Origin of the sequence: Salipiger aestuarii (genome assembly GCF_003259905.1) — a bacterium.
In the GTDB taxonomy this organism is placed as follows: domain Bacteria; phylum Pseudomonadota; class Alphaproteobacteria; order Rhodobacterales; family Rhodobacteraceae; genus Salipiger; species Salipiger aestuarii.
This window is the reverse complement of the sequence record NZ_QLMG01000003.1, coordinates 1-17,284: the sequence shown is the minus strand read 5'-3', so window position 1 is coordinate 17,284 and position 17,284 is coordinate 1. Positions and strand designations below refer to the sequence as shown.

15 protein-coding genes are annotated in these 17,284 nt (G+C 63.3%); 8 read left to right on the top strand and 7 right to left on the bottom strand.

Going from position 1 to position 17,284, the window contains the following annotated elements; all coding sequences use genetic code 11:
• Positions 1–144 precede the first annotated feature (144 nt).
• Positions 145–861, top strand: a complete 717-nt coding sequence (locus ATI53_RS02535) for a DUF1223 domain-containing protein (RefSeq protein ID WP_009507168.1) — start codon at positions 145–147, stop codon at positions 859–861.
• Here the strand turns inward: ATI53_RS02535 and ATI53_RS02530 are convergent.
• Positions 825–1,754, bottom strand: coding sequence for a lysophospholipid acyltransferase family protein (locus ATI53_RS02530; RefSeq protein ID WP_111549668.1), 930 nt, complete (start codon positions 1,752–1,754; stop codon positions 825–827). The genes ATI53_RS02535 and ATI53_RS02530 overlap by 37 nt on opposite strands.
• Before the next feature lie 164 nt (positions 1,755–1,918).
• Between ATI53_RS02530 and ATI53_RS02525 the strand changes: the two genes are divergently transcribed.
• Positions 1,919–2,725: a DUF2189 domain-containing protein gene (locus ATI53_RS02525; protein ID WP_223865867.1), complete on the top strand. Its 807-nt coding sequence runs from the start codon at positions 1,919–1,921 to the stop codon at positions 2,723–2,725.
• A gap of 17 nt (positions 2,726–2,742) precedes the next feature.
• Here ATI53_RS02525 and ATI53_RS02520 read toward each other — a convergent pair whose 3' ends face one another.
• The gene (locus tag ATI53_RS02520) at positions 2,743–3,561 is read right to left on the bottom strand and encodes a helix-turn-helix domain-containing protein (RefSeq protein ID WP_009507171.1); all 819 of its coding nucleotides are present in this window, start codon (positions 3,559–3,561) and stop codon (positions 2,743–2,745) included.
• 80 nt (positions 3,562–3,641) lie between these two features.
• On the opposite strand from ATI53_RS02520, the gene ATI53_RS02515 reads away from it, so the two are divergent.
• A complete protein-coding gene (locus tag ATI53_RS02515) occupies positions 3,642–4,163 on the top strand; it encodes a hypothetical protein (protein ID WP_249033395.1) in 522 nt (173 codons plus the stop codon).
• Positions 4,164–4,172: 9 nt separating this feature from the next.
• Here ATI53_RS02515 and ilvN read toward each other — a convergent pair whose 3' ends face one another.
• Both ilvN and ATI53_RS02505 read right to left on the bottom strand, forming a co-directional pair.
• Positions 4,173–4,742 (bottom strand): acetolactate synthase small subunit, encoded by a 570-nt coding sequence (gene ilvN / locus ATI53_RS02510; RefSeq protein ID WP_111549665.1) that lies wholly within the window; start codon positions 4,740–4,742, stop codon positions 4,173–4,175.
• Between the two features lie 111 nt (positions 4,743–4,853).
• Complete coding sequence (locus ATI53_RS02505; RefSeq protein ID WP_111549664.1) at positions 4,854–6,608, bottom strand: acetolactate synthase 3 large subunit; 1,755 nt, start codon at positions 6,606–6,608, stop codon at positions 4,854–4,856.
• Between the two features lie 442 nt (positions 6,609–7,050).
• Here ATI53_RS02505 and ATI53_RS02500 point away from each other — a divergent pair, with 442 nt between their 5' ends.
• The gene (locus ATI53_RS02500) at positions 7,051–7,263 is read left to right on the top strand and encodes a hypothetical protein (RefSeq protein WP_111549663.1); all 213 of its coding nucleotides are present in this window, start codon (positions 7,051–7,053) and stop codon (positions 7,261–7,263) included.
• 24 nt (positions 7,264–7,287) lie between these two features.
• Here ATI53_RS02500 and ATI53_RS02495 read toward each other — a convergent pair whose 3' ends face one another.
• Together ATI53_RS02495 and ATI53_RS02490 are read right to left on the bottom strand one after the other, a co-directional pair.
• Positions 7,288–7,929 carry a response regulator transcription factor gene (locus ATI53_RS02495; RefSeq protein ID WP_009507176.1) on the bottom strand — a complete coding sequence of 214 codons (642 nt, stop codon included), beginning with the start codon at positions 7,927–7,929 and terminating at the stop codon, positions 7,288–7,290.
• A 10-nt stretch (positions 7,930–7,939) separates the two neighbouring features.
• Positions 7,940–9,355, bottom strand: a complete 1,416-nt coding sequence (locus ATI53_RS02490; RefSeq protein WP_111549662.1) for a cache domain-containing protein — start codon at positions 9,353–9,355, stop codon at positions 7,940–7,942.
• A 233-nt stretch (positions 9,356–9,588) separates the two neighbouring features.
• Here ATI53_RS02490 and ATI53_RS02485 point away from each other — a divergent pair, with 233 nt between their 5' ends.
• From ATI53_RS02485 to ATI53_RS02475, 3 genes are all read left to right on the top strand, one after another.
• The gene (locus tag ATI53_RS02485) at positions 9,589–10,674 is read left to right on the top strand and encodes a TRAP transporter substrate-binding protein (protein ID WP_009507178.1); all 1,086 of its coding nucleotides are present in this window, start codon (positions 9,589–9,591) and stop codon (positions 10,672–10,674) included.
• Between the two features lie 114 nt (positions 10,675–10,788).
• The gene (locus tag ATI53_RS02480) at positions 10,789–11,718 is read left to right on the top strand and encodes a TRAP transporter small permease subunit (RefSeq protein WP_009507179.1); all 930 of its coding nucleotides are present in this window, start codon (positions 10,789–10,791) and stop codon (positions 11,716–11,718) included.
• Positions 11,719–11,732: 14 nt separating this feature from the next.
• Complete coding sequence (locus ATI53_RS02475) at positions 11,733–14,087, top strand: TRAP transporter large permease (RefSeq protein WP_009507180.1); 2,355 nt, start codon at positions 11,733–11,735, stop codon at positions 14,085–14,087.
• Between the two features lie 112 nt (positions 14,088–14,199).
• Here ATI53_RS02475 and ATI53_RS02470 read toward each other — a convergent pair whose 3' ends face one another.
• Positions 14,200–15,855, bottom strand: coding sequence for an ABC transporter permease (locus ATI53_RS02470; RefSeq protein WP_009507181.1), 1,656 nt, complete (start codon positions 15,853–15,855; stop codon positions 14,200–14,202).
• A 107-nt stretch (positions 15,856–15,962) separates the two neighbouring features.
• On the opposite strand from ATI53_RS02470, the gene ATI53_RS02465 reads away from it, so the two are divergent.
• Entirely contained in the window at positions 15,963–16,835 is an 873-nt protein-coding gene (locus ATI53_RS02465) for a hypothetical protein (protein WP_009507182.1), read from the top strand.
• Positions 16,836–17,284: the final 449 nt, after the last annotated feature.

The following is a 17,284-nucleotide window of genomic DNA, read 5'->3' as shown; positions in this document are numbered from 1 at the left end:
CCGCCTTGTATACCGTAGAATACAAAAAAATGCCGCTTAGTTGCGCTAACAGCCAGGCACAGGCTCTCGCAAAACCTTGATTGGCCATTTCAAACCGGCTTGGGTAGCCCTTGGAACGGGAACAGACACGGGATCTTGCGGCATATGTACCGACTCACCAGCTGGATCGCGACGACATGCCTCGCGGTCGCCGGAAGCGCCACGCTTGCGCAGGAACGTTCGCGGGACCATGACTCGCCGGTGGTGGTCGAGCTTTTCACCTCGCAGGGGTGCATTTCCTGCCCCGCAGCCGACGCGGTGCTTGCCGAACTGGGGCAGCGCGACGACGTGATCGCCCTGGCGCTGCATGTGGATTACTGGGATTACATCGGCTGGCGCGACAGCTTCGGCGATCCGGCGTTTACCAAACGCCAAAAAGGCTATGCACGCGCGGCGGGGCGGCGGTCGATCTACACACCGCAAATGATGATCGGCGGCGCGTTCGACGTGGTCGGATCGCGCCCGATGAAGGTGATGGACGCGGTGCAGCACGCGCTGGACGCACCGGCCCTCGCGACGCTGACGATCACGCGCGATGGCGATATGTTGCTGATCCGGGCCGATCCGCTGGGGCCGCTGCCCGAAACGCTGGTGCATCTTGTGCGCTACACCCCCAGGGCGACGGTCGACATCACGGCGGGCGAGAACGAGGGGCGCACCGTGTTCTACACCCACATTGCCCATGGTTGGCAGGTCCTGGGGCTGTGGAACGGCGAGGCCCCGCTGGAAATGCAGGCCGAGGTGACGGGCGACGATCCGGTGGTCGTGATCCTGCAGGAAAAGGGTTACGGCCCGATATTGGCCGCGTCGCGCTTGCGCTGACGCTTGGCCTGGCGCCGCGGTTTCCAGCGGCGATGGATCCAGAACCACTGGCCGGGGTCGGCGTCGATGCGCGCTTCCAGCCGTCGGGTCGCCTCGTGCATCATCTCGGCAGGATCGCCGTGCGGAATGGCGGCTTCGAACACCACATCGAAGCCGATGCCATCGGGTCGCCGGATGCCGAAGAACGGCACGAACAGGGCGCCGGTGCGCAGCGCGATGTCCGCCGCCGAGGTGAGCGTGGGCGCGGGCTTGCCCAGAAAGTCGATGGGCACGCCGTCGCTGGAATAGACATCGAACAGCAGAACGCCCATGCCGCCTTTCTTGATGTGGCGCAGCAGACCCATGGTGCCGCGCCGTCCCTGTTCGAACACCGGATTGCTGAGCGCATGCATGTTCGCCGCATAATGCGCGTTGAAGAACGGATTGGCCATCGGGCGATACAGCCCGCCAATGCGCCAGCCGCGCGCCACGAGCGCCGCGCGCGGCGCTTCGAAGTTTCCGAAATGGCCGGTGACGAACAGGATGGGGCGGCCTTCGGCGCGGGCGTGTTCCATGTCGGGAACGCCCGCGCCGTCGATCCGGGCATCGGCCATGCGGGCCAACAGCCCTGGCACGTCGTAGTTTTCGATCATCGTGCGGCCCGCGTTGTCCAGAACGGCGTCCGCGATGCGGCGCCGCTCGTCGTCTGTCAGAGCGGGCCGCGCATAGGCAAGGTTATCCAACGCGCGGCGCCTGTACCCGGCCAGAGGCCCGATCACGCGCCGCACCATCCAGCCCATGAGCCGCACCCGCGTTGGGTGCGGCAGGGCCAGCGCCAGGGCGATCAGCCCGCGCAGCGTCCGGTCGGCAATCCAGTCGGCCGCGCCGCCGCGTGTGTTCTGCGTCCTTGCCACCGGTGGCTCCTTGCTCGCGGGGCCACAGATAGGCCCGCGGCGCACTGTTCACAAGTCGGACAGCGTGCGTGGGCAGCGGGAGAGTGTGCAAATTTTCTTGCATGAGGGCGTGACCGTCGGGCAGAGTTTGCCCCGGAGGCACGGATCGGACCATGGAGGACGGGATGCTCACAGATGCGACGCCAGGGGTTCCGCCGCTGGCGCGAGTGACCTTGCCCACTCTCATCGAGGCACTGCGTCGCGGAGGCGCGGATCTGAAACGGGCGCCGGGCTTTGCATTGGTCTTTGCGGGATTCTACGTTGCGGCAGGGCTGTTCATGACATGGGTCACATGGATCACCGGGCAGACCTTCTGGCTGGTGCTTGCGGCGATCGGCTTTCCACTGTTGGGTCCGTTCGCGGCGGTTGGGTTCTATGACGTCAGCCGGCGGCTGGAGCGTGGGCTTGCAATGGACTGGGCGCAGGTTTTCACTGTCATCCTGCGCCAGTCGAAACGCCAGTTGCCGTCGATCTGCGCGGTGATCGTGATCGTCTTTCTGTTCTGGTTCTTTCTGGGACACATGATCTTTGCCCTGTTTCTCGGGCTGTCGGTCATGACGAATGTGTCGTCGAGCCCCGAGGTGTTCCTGACGTCGAACGGCATCACGATGCTGTTGATCGGAACGGCGGTGGGGGCGGGCTTTGCCGCGCTGCTTTACATGATTACCGTTCTGGCGCTGCCGATGCTGCTGGACCGCGAGATCGATTTCGTCACCGCCATGATCGCGTCGTTCCAATATGTGGCGGCGCAGCCCGTGTTGATGTTCGGCTGGGCGGGGTTCATCGCGCTGGCGACCCTGCTTGCGATGCTGCCCGCGTTTCTCGGGCTTTTCGTGGTCCTGCCGGTTCTGGGCCATGCCACCTGGCACCTGTACGATTTGCTGAAAGCCGGGGCCATCCAGGGCGATCTGACGGGCGCGATGCCCGCATGAGCGTGCGGTGTCCCGGATCAGAAGAACGGCTGCGCGATGCGAAGCTGCTTGCGGTGGAACGGCTCCAGGTCTTGTTCGGTCGCATATCCGGCCTTGCGCGCTGTCGACAGGATCTGCGCGGTATTGGTGCCGAGGTATTCGTAGACAAGGCGGGCGACGCGCCGGCCGATCGGGTCCTCGGGCATGGTGCGCACGGTGTAGCCAAGCCAGAAGATCTTGGCGATGGCCGGGGTCCGGGCAAGATAGTTGAAGGTGCTCGTCACGGCATCGCGCCGGCTGACCATGGCGGCGACACCTTCGGCCTGAGGCATGAGGAGGCCGCGAAATTCGCGGGTGCGCGGATCGGTGGGCATGTTGTGCATGCTCAGGGCCTCTTTCGGTTCGAAGCCGCGCAGGAACGTGTAGCCCTGTTCGCGCGACACATGCACCAGCCCGACCACGAAACGGTCTGTATCGCTGAACGCGGCGCGGCTGAACCGGTAGAACCCCGAGGGGAAGTGGTCTTCGGTCAGGCCGGTCATCTGGGCGCCGACGAATTCCGCGATGAAGGGGTGATTGAACATTCCGGAGGGTTCGGCGGCCATGTCCCCGACCGGCTCAAGCAGAATCCGCGCGTCAACGTCGAAAAACTGGCAGATCCGGTGCAGCACATCCGGACGTGGAAAGCTCTCGCCAGCAAGGTAGCGGTTGAATTGGGTCCGGTTGATTCCGAGATCGCGGCAGAGCGCCGAGATCGACGGCGCTTGGTCTCCGAGCTGACGCAGGTTCGCCCCAAAGACGCCGCGCAATTCGGCCGGGCTGGGCTGGGCGTCGCGGTCGCGCGGAAGAGTCGCCATTTAGTTGTCCTTCATATATCGATGCTATCGTCTGACCTGTGGCCGCCCGGCGCAAGATTCTTGTCGCACACGGACGTCTGATGCTCATTGGCGTCACACCTGACGCGATGTGGCGCCAATTGATACGACGCCGGACACAAAAAGCAACCCCGAGACACGTTTCTTCCGATGTGCCTGTGGCAGGAATTGCGCATGCTCGACCCCAGGGGACCGACAAGGGGACAACCATGACACAAACGATGTACGGTGTGGTGCTTTGGGCGGACCGCCAGGAACACAAGGCGGTCATCTGGTGCGAAGATCAGGGAGATCTCGCACTTTATCCCGACACCGAGAGCAACCTCCACGCGGGCGTGTCGCTTGATGCTGGGGATTTGATACAATTCGACATGAGGCAGGATCGCAATCTGCGCTTCGCGCGCAATCCGCGCCTGCTGGCACAAAAACACTGCCCTGAACTGGCCGAAGTGCTGCAAAAGGTCGACACGACGCGCGTCAGGTCCGCGCCCCGCCGCACGACAGGGCGCCCGGAGGGCAATGTCGTGCCATTTCCGGCACAGAAATTGCTGCCTGGAACGCTCAGGGCGTCCCAGGCGGGCTGACCACGCAGATCAGCTCTGGCCCTGACCTCGGGCCAGAGCCGCGACCCCGGTCCGGGCGACCTGTATCAGTCCAAGCGGGCGCATGAGGTCGGCAAAAGCGTCGATTTTATCAGGGGCGCCGGTGAGCTGGAAGATGAAGCTTTCCAGTGTCGAATCCACGACGTTGGCCCTGAATATGTCGGCCAAGCGCAATGCCTCGACGCGTTTTTCGCCGCTGCCAGTGACCTTCATCAGCGCCAGTTCGCGTTCGACTGACGCTCCCTCGGCGGTGAGGTCATGTACTTCGCGCACCGAAACGATGCGTCCCAGCTGCGCCTTGATCTGTTCGATCACCTGCGGCGTGCCAGTGGTGACGATGGTGATCCGCGACAGGTGGCCTTGGTGGTCGACCTCGGCCACCGTCAGGCTGTCGATGTTGTAGCCGCGACCCGAAAACAGGCCGATCACACGGGCAAGAACGCCCGGTTCGTTTTCCACCAAAACGGTGATCGTGTGCGCTTCCTGCACATCCGAGAAGGTCGGGCGGAGGTTGTAGGCAGAATGCTTGTTCGAGCCCTTCTTGATCTGTAGCGGGGACATCTGAAATTCCTTTCCGGTCGGAAGATCGAAGATTTTTCGTACGAAAAATCTTCTGGATGCGGAGGGCGCCCAAGATTTTTCGTACGAAAAATCTTGGGCTTTGGCGCGGTCTCAGACCAGCACGGCCCCTTTGCCCGCGATGGCGTTGGTGGCTTTGGCGTCGCCAAGCAGCATCTTGTTGTGGGGCTCGCCAGAGGGGATCATCGGGAAGCAGTTTTCATGCTTTTCGACAAGGCAGTCAAAGATCACCGGGCCGTCGTGGTTCAGCATCTCCATGATCGCATCGTCCAGATCGCCGGGATTTTTGCAGAGGATGCCTTTGGCCCCGAACGCCTCGGCCAGCTTGACGAAATCGGGCAGCGCCTCGGACCAGCTTGACGAATAGCGTTCGCCGTGAAGCAATTGCTGCCACTGGCGTACCATGCCAAGCCGTTCGTTGTTAAGGATAAACTGCTTGACCGGCAGCCGATACTGAACGGCCGTGCCCATTTCCTGCATGTTCATAAGCCACGACGCTTCGCCCGCGACGTTGATGACCAGGCTGTCGGGATGCGCCATCTGCACTCCGATGGAAGACGGGAATCCGTAACCCATGGTCCCGAGACCACCGCTCGTCATCCAGCGGTTGGGGTCTTCGAACCCGAGGAACTGCGCCGCCCACATCTGGTGCTGGCCGACTTCGGTGGTGATGTAGCGGTCCATCCCCTTGGTCAGCGCTTCAAGGCGTTCCAGCGCGTATTGCGGTTTTATGACCGTATCCGAGGTCTTGTAGGTCAGGCACTTGACCGTGCGCCACTCGTCGATGCGGCGCCACCACGTTGCCAGGCCTTCGCGATTGACCTTGCGTCCGCGCGCCTTCCAGACCCTGAGCATGTCTTCCAGCACATGGCCGACGTCCCCCACGATCGGCAGGTCGGTCTTGATGACCTTGTTGATCGAGCTGGGGTCGATGTCGATATGCGCCTTTTTCGAGTTCGGCGAGAACGCATCCAGACGCCCGGTGATCCGGTCATCGAACCGCGCGCCGATGTTGATCAGCAGATCGCAGCCGTGCATCGCCATGTTGGCTTCGTAAAGGCCATGCATCCCCAGCATGCCAAGCCAGTTCTTGCCCGAGGCCGGGTAGGCGCCAAGCCCCATCAGCGTCGAGGTGATGGGAATGCCCGTCGCCTCGACCAGTTCGCGCAGAAGCTGGCTGGCGCCGGGGCCGGAATTGATGACGCCGCCGCCGGTATAGAATACCGGCCTTTCGGCGGTCTCGATCGCTTCGACCAGCGCGGTGATGGTTTCCATGTCGCCCTTGACCTGCGGCTGGTAATGGCCGACCGGCGCCTTGGGTTTTGGGGTGTATTCGGCGGATGCGAATTGCACGTCCTTGGGAATGTCGACCAGCACGGGGCCGGGGCGGCCGGACGAGGCCACATGGAACGCCTGATGGATCACCGACGACAGCTTGGCCGTGTCCTTGACCAGCCAGTTGTGTTTCGTGCAAGGGCGGGTGATGCCGACGGTGTCCGCCTCCTGAAAGGCATCCGAGCCGATCATGAAGGTCGGGACCTGGCCCGACAGCACGATGATCGGGATCGAATCCATCAGCGCATCGGTCAGCCCGGTCACTGCATTTGTCGCTCCGGGCCCCGAGGTCACCAGCGCCACGCCGACCCTGCCGGTCGAGCGGGCATAGCCTTCGGCGGCGTGAACGGCGGCCTGCTCATGGCGGACAAGAACGTGCTGGATGTCATTTTGCTGAAAGATCTCGTCGTAAATCGGTAGCACCGCGCCGCCGGGGTAGCCGAATACGGTGTCCACACCCTGATCCTTGAGGGCCTGAACCAACATTTTCGCTCCGGTCATCTGACGTGTCATCGCGTGTCTCCGTTTACGACGTCATTGCATTTGGTCTTGCGCAATAAAAAAGCCCCCGAGGGTGATCGGGGGCGCATGGGGATCCGTTATGGCTCCGTTTTACCGGCCCATGCGCCTTGTTCCTACAATATGTACCAGTCGGTCCACCCTGGGCATTCCTTTGAGGTTGCGCGGAGCGGACATTAGGCGGGCAGGGGGCAGAGGTCAACCGTCGAATCTGTCCCGCGCGGCGTTTTTGTTTTCGAAAGTTTCAAATATCCTGGAAGAACGGCAATATTCGTAAAGAAATAGGGGGGTATTCGAAACGCACGTCGGCAGCCCCGCAGATAGGCCATGTCTACACGCTTCCCGCGCGCAGACGTGAATTGCATGAAACATGCCATTGGGGCAGGCTATCGCAAACGGTTGAGGCATCGGCTTCACAAGGACGAGGGATCACGACATGCACCTCCAGACGGTTCCGCACCACCGGGTTCGCGATTTCAACATGGTCAAGGCCGTGGTGCTTGTTGCCCTTATGGGGATCGGCTTTTGGCTGACCCCGGCACAGCATCACGACGGCATTGCCGCCGATGACGATGGCGCCCATTCGATGGTCATTCCGGTCACCGGCGCGCCAGGTGCCAGTCAGGCGCTGCCCGGCGTCGTGATCTGATACTCCGACGCCAGGACCGACGCATCAGACGTTGACCCCGGTTCCCTGCAGCATGCCGTGTTCCAGCGCGTAGCGGGTCAACCCGGCAGTCGAACTGATCCCCAGCTTGCGTTTGATGTTCTTGCGGTGGGTTTCGACGGTGCGCACCGAAATATCCAGCTTTACGGCGACTTCCTTGTTCGACTTGCCCAGCGCCAGTTGCAACAGCACAGCCTGTTCACGGTTGGTCAGTTGCTCTCGCCCGCCCGACATCTCCGGGCGCAGCGCCCGGACCGCACCGGTGCAAAGGTAGCGTTCGCCGCGCATCACCGCATCGATGGCCTGCTTCACCTCTTCGCTTGGCACGTCCTTGAGAACATAGCCCACCGCGCCATGCCCCAGCGCGGTCGATATATATTCGGGCGTGTCATGCATCGACAGCACCAGGATGCGCGTTTCGGGTCGGCGTTCCAGGATCATTTCGGTCGCGGACAGCCCGTTCAGCCCCGGCATGTTCAGATCCATCAGGATCACGTCGGGGCCCAGCTCGTCCAGCCGGTCAATCATTTCCTGCCCACCCGCGAGGGTCGCGGCAACGGTGATATCGTCATAGCTTTCCAGGATCGCCTCGATGCCCTCGGCGACAAGGGGGTGATCGTCCACGATCACGACGCGGGTGTTGCTCATGCGGGGTGCCTTATGTGCCAGGCCAAGCCGAGGGCATGCTGCCTTCGGGCGGAAGCAGGTGCGACAGGGGAATTTCGGCTTCGATAACGGTGCCCTCGCGCGATGACAACACCCGCAGCGCGCCGCCAAGTTGATCCATGCGTTCCTGCATGTTTCGCAGGCCGATGCCGCGCCGGTCCTGGGTGTCGCGGTCGATGCCGCAGCCGTTGTCGGCAATCCGCAGGGTGCAACCGCGCCGGTGGCCGCGCAGGTCGATGTCGACACGGGTGGCGCCGGCGTGGCGGTCGACGTTGGTCAGCGCCTCCTGGGCGATGCGATACAGCGCGATGCGCCCCTCCTGGTCGATCCGGTTGCGGAACACCACAGTGTCGAAACAGGTGTCGATGCCGGTCCGGGTGTGGAACTCTTCGGTCAGCGCCTTGAGCGCCGGGCCAAGGCCAAGATCGTCAAGCGTTCCGGGGCGCAGATCGCGGCTGATGCGGCGCACTTCCTGGATGGCACCGGACAGGTTTTCCTGCCCCCGCGCCAGCGCCTCGCCGGCGCGTGCGTCGCCGGCACTCAGGCGCCGCCTGGCAATATCCAGCGTGTATTTCACCCCGACGAGGATCTGGCTGATACCGTCGTGCAATTCGCGCGCGACGCGACCGCGTTCCTCTTCCTGGGCATCGAACACCCGCTGCGTCAGTTCCTTGAGCTTGGCATCCACCAGCCGCCGTTCGCGCAGGTTCATCATCAGCCCCGAAAAGGACACCATCAGCAGCGCTGTCAGCGTGATCCCCCCGATATACAGGAAGGTGTGCCTCACCTGCGCTTCGACCCCGGCGCGGGCGGCGGCGATCTCGCGGGTGATGTCGTCGATCCAGACGCCGGTGCCGACGGCCCATTGCCAATCCTGAAAGCCCAGCACGAACGAGATCATCCTCGCCTCTTCGCCGGTCGACGGCTTGGGCCAGAGGTAGTCATGGTAGCCCGACCCGGCGCGCGCGATTTCGATCAGGCGGTCGGTGATGGGGGTGCCTTCGGGGTCGGTCAGGCCCGACCAGTCCTTGCCGATCATCTCGGTGCGGCGCGGCGAGACAAGGTTCGTCCCGTCGTAATCGTAGACAAAGAACGACCCGTCCTCGCCGTAGATCATCGCCGCGAGGATCTGCGCCACCTGTGTCTTGGCGTCTGCATCGTCGGGGGCGGCGCTGCCGTAGATGAAATAGAACCCGTTACGTGCCTGGGTGACGTAGTTGCGCAGCTCCTGCATCTTGGTTTCGATCAGTTGCGTCTCAAGCGCGTGGATCTCGCGGGTGGCCATGGCGTTGGATTGCCAGGCGACGACCAACGCGATCGAGGCCGCCGACAGGGTCAGCGGCACCGACGCCAGAAGGAAAAGCTTCTGGCCATAGGTCAGGTGCAGGCGGTCGAGAATCGCGGGCATGCAAGGGCGTTAGCCCAAGGCGGCGCGCCGATAAACCCCGTTGTCCTGTGCCGGGACAGGTCGACAGAAGGCAAAAATCGCAAAAAAAACCGGCCGGGGGCGAAATAAACCTGCCCATCTCCGTAGCAGTGGGTATTCTCTAGCGGTGTCGGCAGCCTTAAAGTTGCCGACACGAAACGATCCGCGCGGGAAGGGGAGGAGCCTCACCCGCACGTCAAATCGGGAGGACATACATGGATCGCCGTTCCTTTTTGCGCGCTACCACCGCCGGTGGTGCCGCTGCTGCCGCCACGTCGCTGGCTGCGCCTGCCTATGCGCAGGGCAAGCGCACCCTCACGCTTGTGACCACCTGGGGTCGCGGCCTCGCCGGGGTTCACGACAGCGCGCAATATTGCGCAGACCAGATCACCGCCGCGACCGACGGCCAGCTGACCGTCGACCTCAAGGCCGCCGGTGAGCTTGTCGGGGCGTTCGAGGTGTTCGACGCCGTGTCCGCCGGTCAGGCCGACATGTACCACGGTGTGGACTACTATTTCCTTGGCCAGCACCCGGCGATCAGCTTTTTCAGCCAGATCCCCTTCGGCATGACCTTCATGGAATATGCCAACTGGATCTATCACGATGGCGGCGGCGAGCTGTCCGACGAGCTGTATTCGATCTTCGGCCTCAAGGCGTTTTCGTCGGGCAACACCGGCCCGCAGTCCGGCGGCTGGTTCGCCAAGGAAATGAACAGCCCCGAAGATTTCCAGGGCCTCAAGTTCCGCATGCCGGGCCAGGGCGGCCAGGTGTTGGGCAAGCTGGGCGCGTCGGTGCAGAACCTGCCCGGTGCCGAAGTCTACCAGGCGCTGTCGTCGGGCGCCATCGACGGCACCGAGTGGATCGGGCCCTGGGCGGATGAAAAGGCCGGTTTCCAGGAAATCACCAAGACCTACTATACCGGTGGTTTCCACGAGCCGGGTCCGAACCTGAACCTGACCATGAACCTGGACGTCTACGAAAGCCTGACACCCGTGCAGCAGGAGATCGTGTCGCAGGTGGCCCGCGCGGGCAACATCTGGACGATGTCGCTGTTCATGGCCAACAACTCGGCGGCGCTTCAGCGCCTGCAGTCGGGCGGCGTCAAGGTGATGGAATTCCCCGACAGCGTCTGGGACGCATTCGGCGCGGCGGCCAAGGAAGTGGTCGAGGAAAGCATGGGCGACGAGCTGTATGCCAGATGCTACGACAGCTACATGACCTCGCTGCAATCCTCGGCCCCGTGGATCGCGCGGTCCGAAGGCACCTTCACCGCGCAGCGTAACCGCGTGTTGGGGATCTGATCGGGCGGGTAGCCTGATATGCGCCCCCGCCGGCTTGCGGGGGCGCATCTCTTTTGACGATGCCGCCCGCGGTCCGGGCGGGCACACGACACAACATGAAACGGGGGTAGGGCCATGGATGAGGCGGCCTCGGGCGGGGCGTTCGGCGCAGTGCTGGACGGTCTGGCCTGGTTCTTCGGCAATATTGCCATGTCGTTCTGGAATTTCGGCTATGCGCTCAGCCACCCTGCAAGCTGGCTGGACTGGTCCGACAATCAGGCCGTGATGCGGTTTGTCTATTACGGCGCATCGACCGAACTGTTTTTCGTCGTCTTCACCGCCTTTCTGTTGCTGACGGCCATCGGGCTTTGGCGCGGGTGGTTCATGTGGGGCCTGGTGCGCGGGCTGGAAAGCTTTCACAACAGCGTCGGGCGCGTCGCCGCCTGGGCGGGTCTGCTGATGGTGCTGCAACAGGTCATCATTGTCTTCGTGCAGCGCATCTTTGCCCAGCCCGAGATCGCCTTTGGCTTTGGCGTGCCGATCAGCTTCGACGTCAGCTGGTGGTCCGAAGAGTTGAAGGTTTACAACGCCCTCGTTGTCGCGCTGTGCCTGGCCTATACCTTTGTCCAGGGCGGTCATGTGCGGGTGGACCTGATCTATGCACCGGTCAGCTACCGCACGAAAAAGATCATCGACATGGTGGGCAGCCTGATCTTCATGCTGCCGATGGCTACGTTGATGTGGCTTTATTCGTGGTTCTTCCTGTGGCGCCACCTGATCGTGCCCAAACCGTCGGCTTCCGAAGATCTGGACCGGCTCATCAACAAGGCCCGCGCGCTGCGCTGGAACGTCGAAACCATCGCGTTCAGCCCCAACGGCTTTTCGGCCTATTTCCTGTTCAAGATCCTCATCGTTCTGATGTGCGGGTTCATCTTCCTGCAGGGGGTCACCTTCTTCTGGCGCTCGCTGATGGAATTGCGCGAAGGGCCGGAATCGGAAGGCCGCTACCACGACCACGACAAGATCGAGATGGGCGAAGAAGCCTACGATCACGCCGAATTCTGAGAGGGACAACGTAAATGCTTTTCGGACTGGACGGCGTCGAGATCGGCCTGATCATCGTCTTTCTCACGCTCTTTTCCGCGATCCTTTCCGGCTTTCCGGTGGCGTTTGCCATTGGCGGCTCGGGGGTGATTTCCTTTGGCATCATCGCCGCGCTGGATAGCGCGGGGCTGCTGGTGCACCAGGCCATCGACAGCGGGTCACAGGCCTACCGTGATCTGGTCGCGAGCGGCGTGGCCGAGGACGCGATTTCGGTGTTCCGCTACCCCGAGCTGCCGCGCTATGCGATGCCGGTGTTCGACCGGGGTTGGGAGGTCGCGCTGGACCGCAACCTGTCGTTCATCGTGAACCGCGTGAACGAACGGGTCATTGCGGGCGCCAGCATCGAAACCCTGCTGGCGGTGCTGATGTTCGTCATGATGGGCATCGTGCTGGAACGGTCCAAGATCGCCGACGACCTGCTACAGACCATGGCGCGGGTGTTCGGCCCGCTGCCTGGCGGGCTTGCGGTGTCGATCGTGGTGGTGGGGGCGTTTCTTGCGGCCTCGACCGGGATCGTGGGGGCCACGGTGGTGACCATGGGCCTGCTGGCCCTGCCGACCATGCTGCGCAACAACTATTCGCCCGAACTGGCCACCGGCGTCATCGCCGCGTCCGGCACCCTGGGGCAGATCATCCCGCCGTCGATCGTGATCGTTCTGCTGGGCACGCTGGCGGGGGATCTGTATTCCACCGCGCAAGAGGCCCGCGCCCAGTCGTTTGGGTGTACCGATGCGCTGACCTATCTGGGCGAACCGGCGGTGGTGTCGGTCGGTACGCTGTTCCAGGCAGCGCTGCTGCCGGGAATCCTGCTGGCGACGCTGTATGCGGGCTATGCCTTTGTCTATGCCATGTTCAACCCGCACAAGGCGCCGCCCGTGCAAGGCGAGGGCAGCATCGGCGAGCCGGTCACGCGGCGCGAGGCCTTTACCTGGTATCTTGGGGTGCCGGCGCTGCTGATCGTCGCGATCATCGGTTTCAGCCAGATCAACGTGGTGGGGTCGCAATCCACCGTGGTCTCCAGCTTTTCGGACGCCGGCGAGTCCGCCAGCCTGCGCACCAATGTCGGGGAACAATGTCAGGCGGCTATGATCGAGCTGCACGGCCAGGCCGCCTGGGATGCCGCCGTCGCGCAGCAGTCGGGAATCGACGCCGCTGGCGGCGCGGACCGGGGCCACCGCCTGTCCGAAGACGAGATGGCCGTGGCGCTTCAGGCAAAGATCGACAATGCCGCGCCCATCGGCACCGGCATCGCGATCATCGCGGTGTTCTTCGGCATCGTTCTGGCGTGGGGGCGCGCGACGTCGCCGATGTCGGACCCGGTGCCGCTGTATATCGGAGCCGGCGGTATTGTGCTTGGGCTGATCGTGGACGCACTGTTCATCGGGCCCACCACCTCGCCCGGCGCGACGGTGCTGATGATGGCGATCCCCTGGGCGATCATGCTTTACGGGGCGGCGCTTGCCACTCGGCGCATGGCGACCAACGAACTGATCCGCGTGGTGTTTCCGCCGCTGGTGCTGATCGTCGCGGTGCTGGGGTCGATCCTGGGCGGCATCACCAACCCGACGCCCGCAGCGGCGCTGGGGGCGGCCGGCGCGATCATGCTGGCCGCGTTCCGCAAGCTGCGCGAACAGGACCGGTCGCCCAAGGTCATCCTGTGGTCGACCTTTGCCGTGGTGGTGATGATCCTTGTGGGCATCAACTTTGACCTGCGCACCGGCGTCGAAGGCGCGGGCGCCGAAACCTGGATCGCCTTCGTGGTGGCGCAGGCGGCCTATCTTTATGCGCTGTTCGGTCTGCTGTTCGCCTGCTGGGTGCTGTTCAGGGCCGGGGTGCTGTCACCTGCGGTGCGCGAGACGGCCAAGGTGACGAGCATGGTGTTCACCATCCTCGTCGCCTCTCAGTTGCTGAACCTGGTGGTGATTTCCTTCGGCGGCGAGCATTACATCCAGCAACTCCTGCAAAGCTTCGACAACGAACACAAGGTGTTCCTGGTCGTGATGCTGGTGCTGTTCGTGCTGGGTTTCGTGCTGGATTTCCTGGAAATCATCTACATCGTCGTGCCCATTGTCGGGCCGGTGATCTATGGCGGATCGTTCGATCCGAAATGGGTGACGATCATGATCGCGGTGAACCTGCAAACCTCGTTCCTGACGCCGCCGTTCGGTTTTGCGCTGTTCTATCTGCGCGGCGTGGCGCCGGCGTCGGTGACGACGGGGCACATTTATCGCGGCGTGCTTCCCTTTGTGCTGATCCAGATGGCGGGGCTTGCGCTGCTGTGGTTCGCGCCGGGGATCGTGACCATCGTGCCTGATCTAATCCCGAACTGATCGGGCGCGCATCACGACGTCATCGCGGACAGAAGGCAATGAGCGGCGGGCGTCCCCGTCGCTCGTTTGCGTTGCCGGGTGTGGGGCGTGATCGGGGGATCGGCGCCCTGGGCTAGCGACTGGTGCGCGCCAGCAATGCGACCGCAGCCAGCCCGGTCAGGGTGACCAGCACCGCAGCCGGCGCCGCTTGGCCAAGGTTTTCCAGCGATGCCTGGTCATGCACCCGCGTCGCAAGGGTTTCGTAGTTGAACGGCCGCAGCAAAAGCGTTGCGGGCAGTTCCTTGACGCAATCCACGAACACCAGCAGCAGCGACGACGCGACCGAGGCGCGGATCAGCGGGTAGTAGATCTGCCGAAGGGTCTGTCCCTGCGAGCGCCCGAGCGAGCGGGCGGCGGCGGCGAGATTGGGCGACACCCGGCCCATCGCCGCATCCGCGGCCCCTTGAGCGATGGCGAAGAACCGCACGAAATAGGCCAGCACCAGCGCAAAGGCCGATCCGGTCAGGACCAGCCCGATGTCGATGCCCGTCACCGTCTCGACCGTGTCCGCCAGCAGGTGATCGAGCGCCGCGAGGGGAATAAGGATGCCCACGCCCAGAACCGCCCCCGGCGCCGCGTAGCCGATCGTGGTCACCGGCATCAGCAATCGGGGCAGCGGCGCCCGCGAGATCCGCACGCCGTACACCAGAAAGATCCCCCCAAGCACCGTGGCCACCGCCGCGATGCCGCCCACCGTCAGCGTATGTACCCCGGCCCGCCACAGCGCCGGGTCCGTCCAGGCGTCGGCGTTGGCCAGCGCATGTTTCAGGATCACGCCGCCGGGCAGCAGGAAGCCCATCGCGAACGGCAGGAAACAGGCGATGGAGGCGCCCCAGCCCATGCTGCGGCCAAGCCGCTTGCGCGCCACGGGGCGATGCCGGGTCGACAGGTTGAAGAACCGCATCCGGCGCCGTGAGCTTTTTTCCAGCAGCACCAGAAGAATCACCAGCGCCAGAACGGTCGAGGCGATCTGCGCCGCGCCGCCCGCGTTGTTGCTTTGCAGCCAGACGGAAAAGATGCCGGTGGTCAGGGTCTGGACGGCGAAATAGTCGACGGTGCCGAAATCGTTCACCGCCTCCATCATGACGATGGCCATGCCCGCGGCGATGGCGGGGCGGGCCAGCGGCAGACCAACACGCAGGAATCGCCCCAGCGCCCCGGCGCCAAGCGACTGGGCCACCTCGTGCGACGATGCGGATTGCTCGCGAAAGGCATTGCGTGCCAGCAGGTAGACATAAGGGTAGAGCGCCGCCGCGAGTACGACGATCGCCGCGCCCATCGACCGGATTTCGGGAAACCAGTAATCGCGCGCGGTCTGCCAGCCAAAGATCTGGCGCAGCCCGGTCTGCACCGGCCCGGCGTATTCCAGAAAATCGACCAGCGCATACGCTCCGACATAGGCGGGGATCGCCAGCGGCAGCAGCAGCAGATATTCCAGCCAGCGCCGGCCGGGGAAGTCATAGCGCGAAATCAGCCAGGCCGCGCCCGACCCCGAAGCGCCGGCCGCCAGCCCGACACCGAACATCAGGATCAGGGTGTTGCCGAGATACCGGGGCAGGGTGGTCGCCACCAGATGCGGCCAGATGTTTTCCGCCGGAAACGCGGCGATCCAGAACACCGCGAGAATCGGTGCAAGCACCAGCATCGCGATGAGGGCGGCGCCCCACGACCACGGCGAAGGCAGGCGGATCGCCCGTCGGCTGGAATGACGGTTCTGGGCCAGGCTCATCGGGGCGTCCTTATTGGCGGCGTCAGGGGCGTTCCCCGGCGCCAATTGCTGTTTTCCTCGCGGTGAATGCTCTTATAGTGCCGGGCAAGACAGCGAAAGAGCGGACCATGCAGATCATTCTTCACCTTGGCGCCCATTGCACGGACGAAGATCGGCTGCTCAGGGGGATGTTGCGCAACGCGGGCGACTTTCGCAAGGAGGCGGTCGCCATCCCCGGTCCGGGGCGCTACCGGCGCCTGTTGTCGGAAACCATTCACCAGCTGGGGGACCGCGCGCCCGCACCGGAAGCGCGCGAAGTGCTGCTTGATACGATGCTGGATGAGGACCCCGACGAGGTGCGCCGCCTTGTGCTCAGTCACGAGAATCTGCTGTCGGTGCCAAAGCTGATCCTGGCGGGGGGGGGGCTGTACCGCAAGTTCGAGGCCCGGCTTGAGACGATGCAGCGGCTGTTCCCCGGCGATGAGATTCGCGTGTTTCTCGGGTTGCGCGATTTCGCGACCTTTCTGCCGGCGGCCTGGCAGTGCTCGCCGCTGGAAAGCTTTGATGCGTTTCTGAACGGGGCGAACCCGATGCACCTGCGCTGGTCGGATTTCGTGGCGCGTATCGCATCGCACGTCCCTGTGACCTGCTGGTGCAACGAGGACACGCCGCTGATCTGGGGGCAGATCCTGCGCGAGATGGCTGGCGTCCCGCTGGATCGAAAGATCATCGGCTCGTTCGCCATGCTGTCCGAAATCATCACCCCCGAGGGTATGCGGCGGTTCCGCAGTTTCCTGAACGACAACCCGACGGTGAACGAAGCGCAAAAACGTCGGGTGATGACAGCGTTTCTGGACAAGTACGGTCTGGACGACGCGATCGAGCAGGAACTGGACCTTCCGGGATGGGATGCAGCCTATGTCGACATGCTGACCGAGATCTACGACGAAGATGTCTGGCAGATCGGCCGCATGCAGAATGTGACGCTGATCACGCCCTGAGGCTGGCAAGGCCACAATTTGCGACGTTTATCTTGGGTGACGCTAGGTAAAACTGAGTTTTTTGAAAAAAGCTCTTGCGACCTTCGGCATCAAACAGTAGATAGCCCCTCACCGGCGGCGCTGAGGCGCTGGACGGGGCGCCGGACGGGCTGGACGGGATGAGGTAGCGGAGCTGCTGAGTTACGGACGGTTTGGGGCGCGACGGACATTCGAGAGGTAGGGACGGGCGGCGCGCCTTGATATTGGCGCATCGTTCTGGTTTTTGTCTCTCACGTTATTTGACATTGCTGGTATCTGAAGAGATATGCGGGCGACTTTGGTTCATTCGATGGATCAGGTCTCTGTATATCGCGCTCTTAGGATGTTTTGGCTGTGCCCTTGTGGTTTGGCTGGATGATCCGATGATTGAGTGTCAGCTTCACTGTTTGTACGGCTTTCGGTTTTCTTAG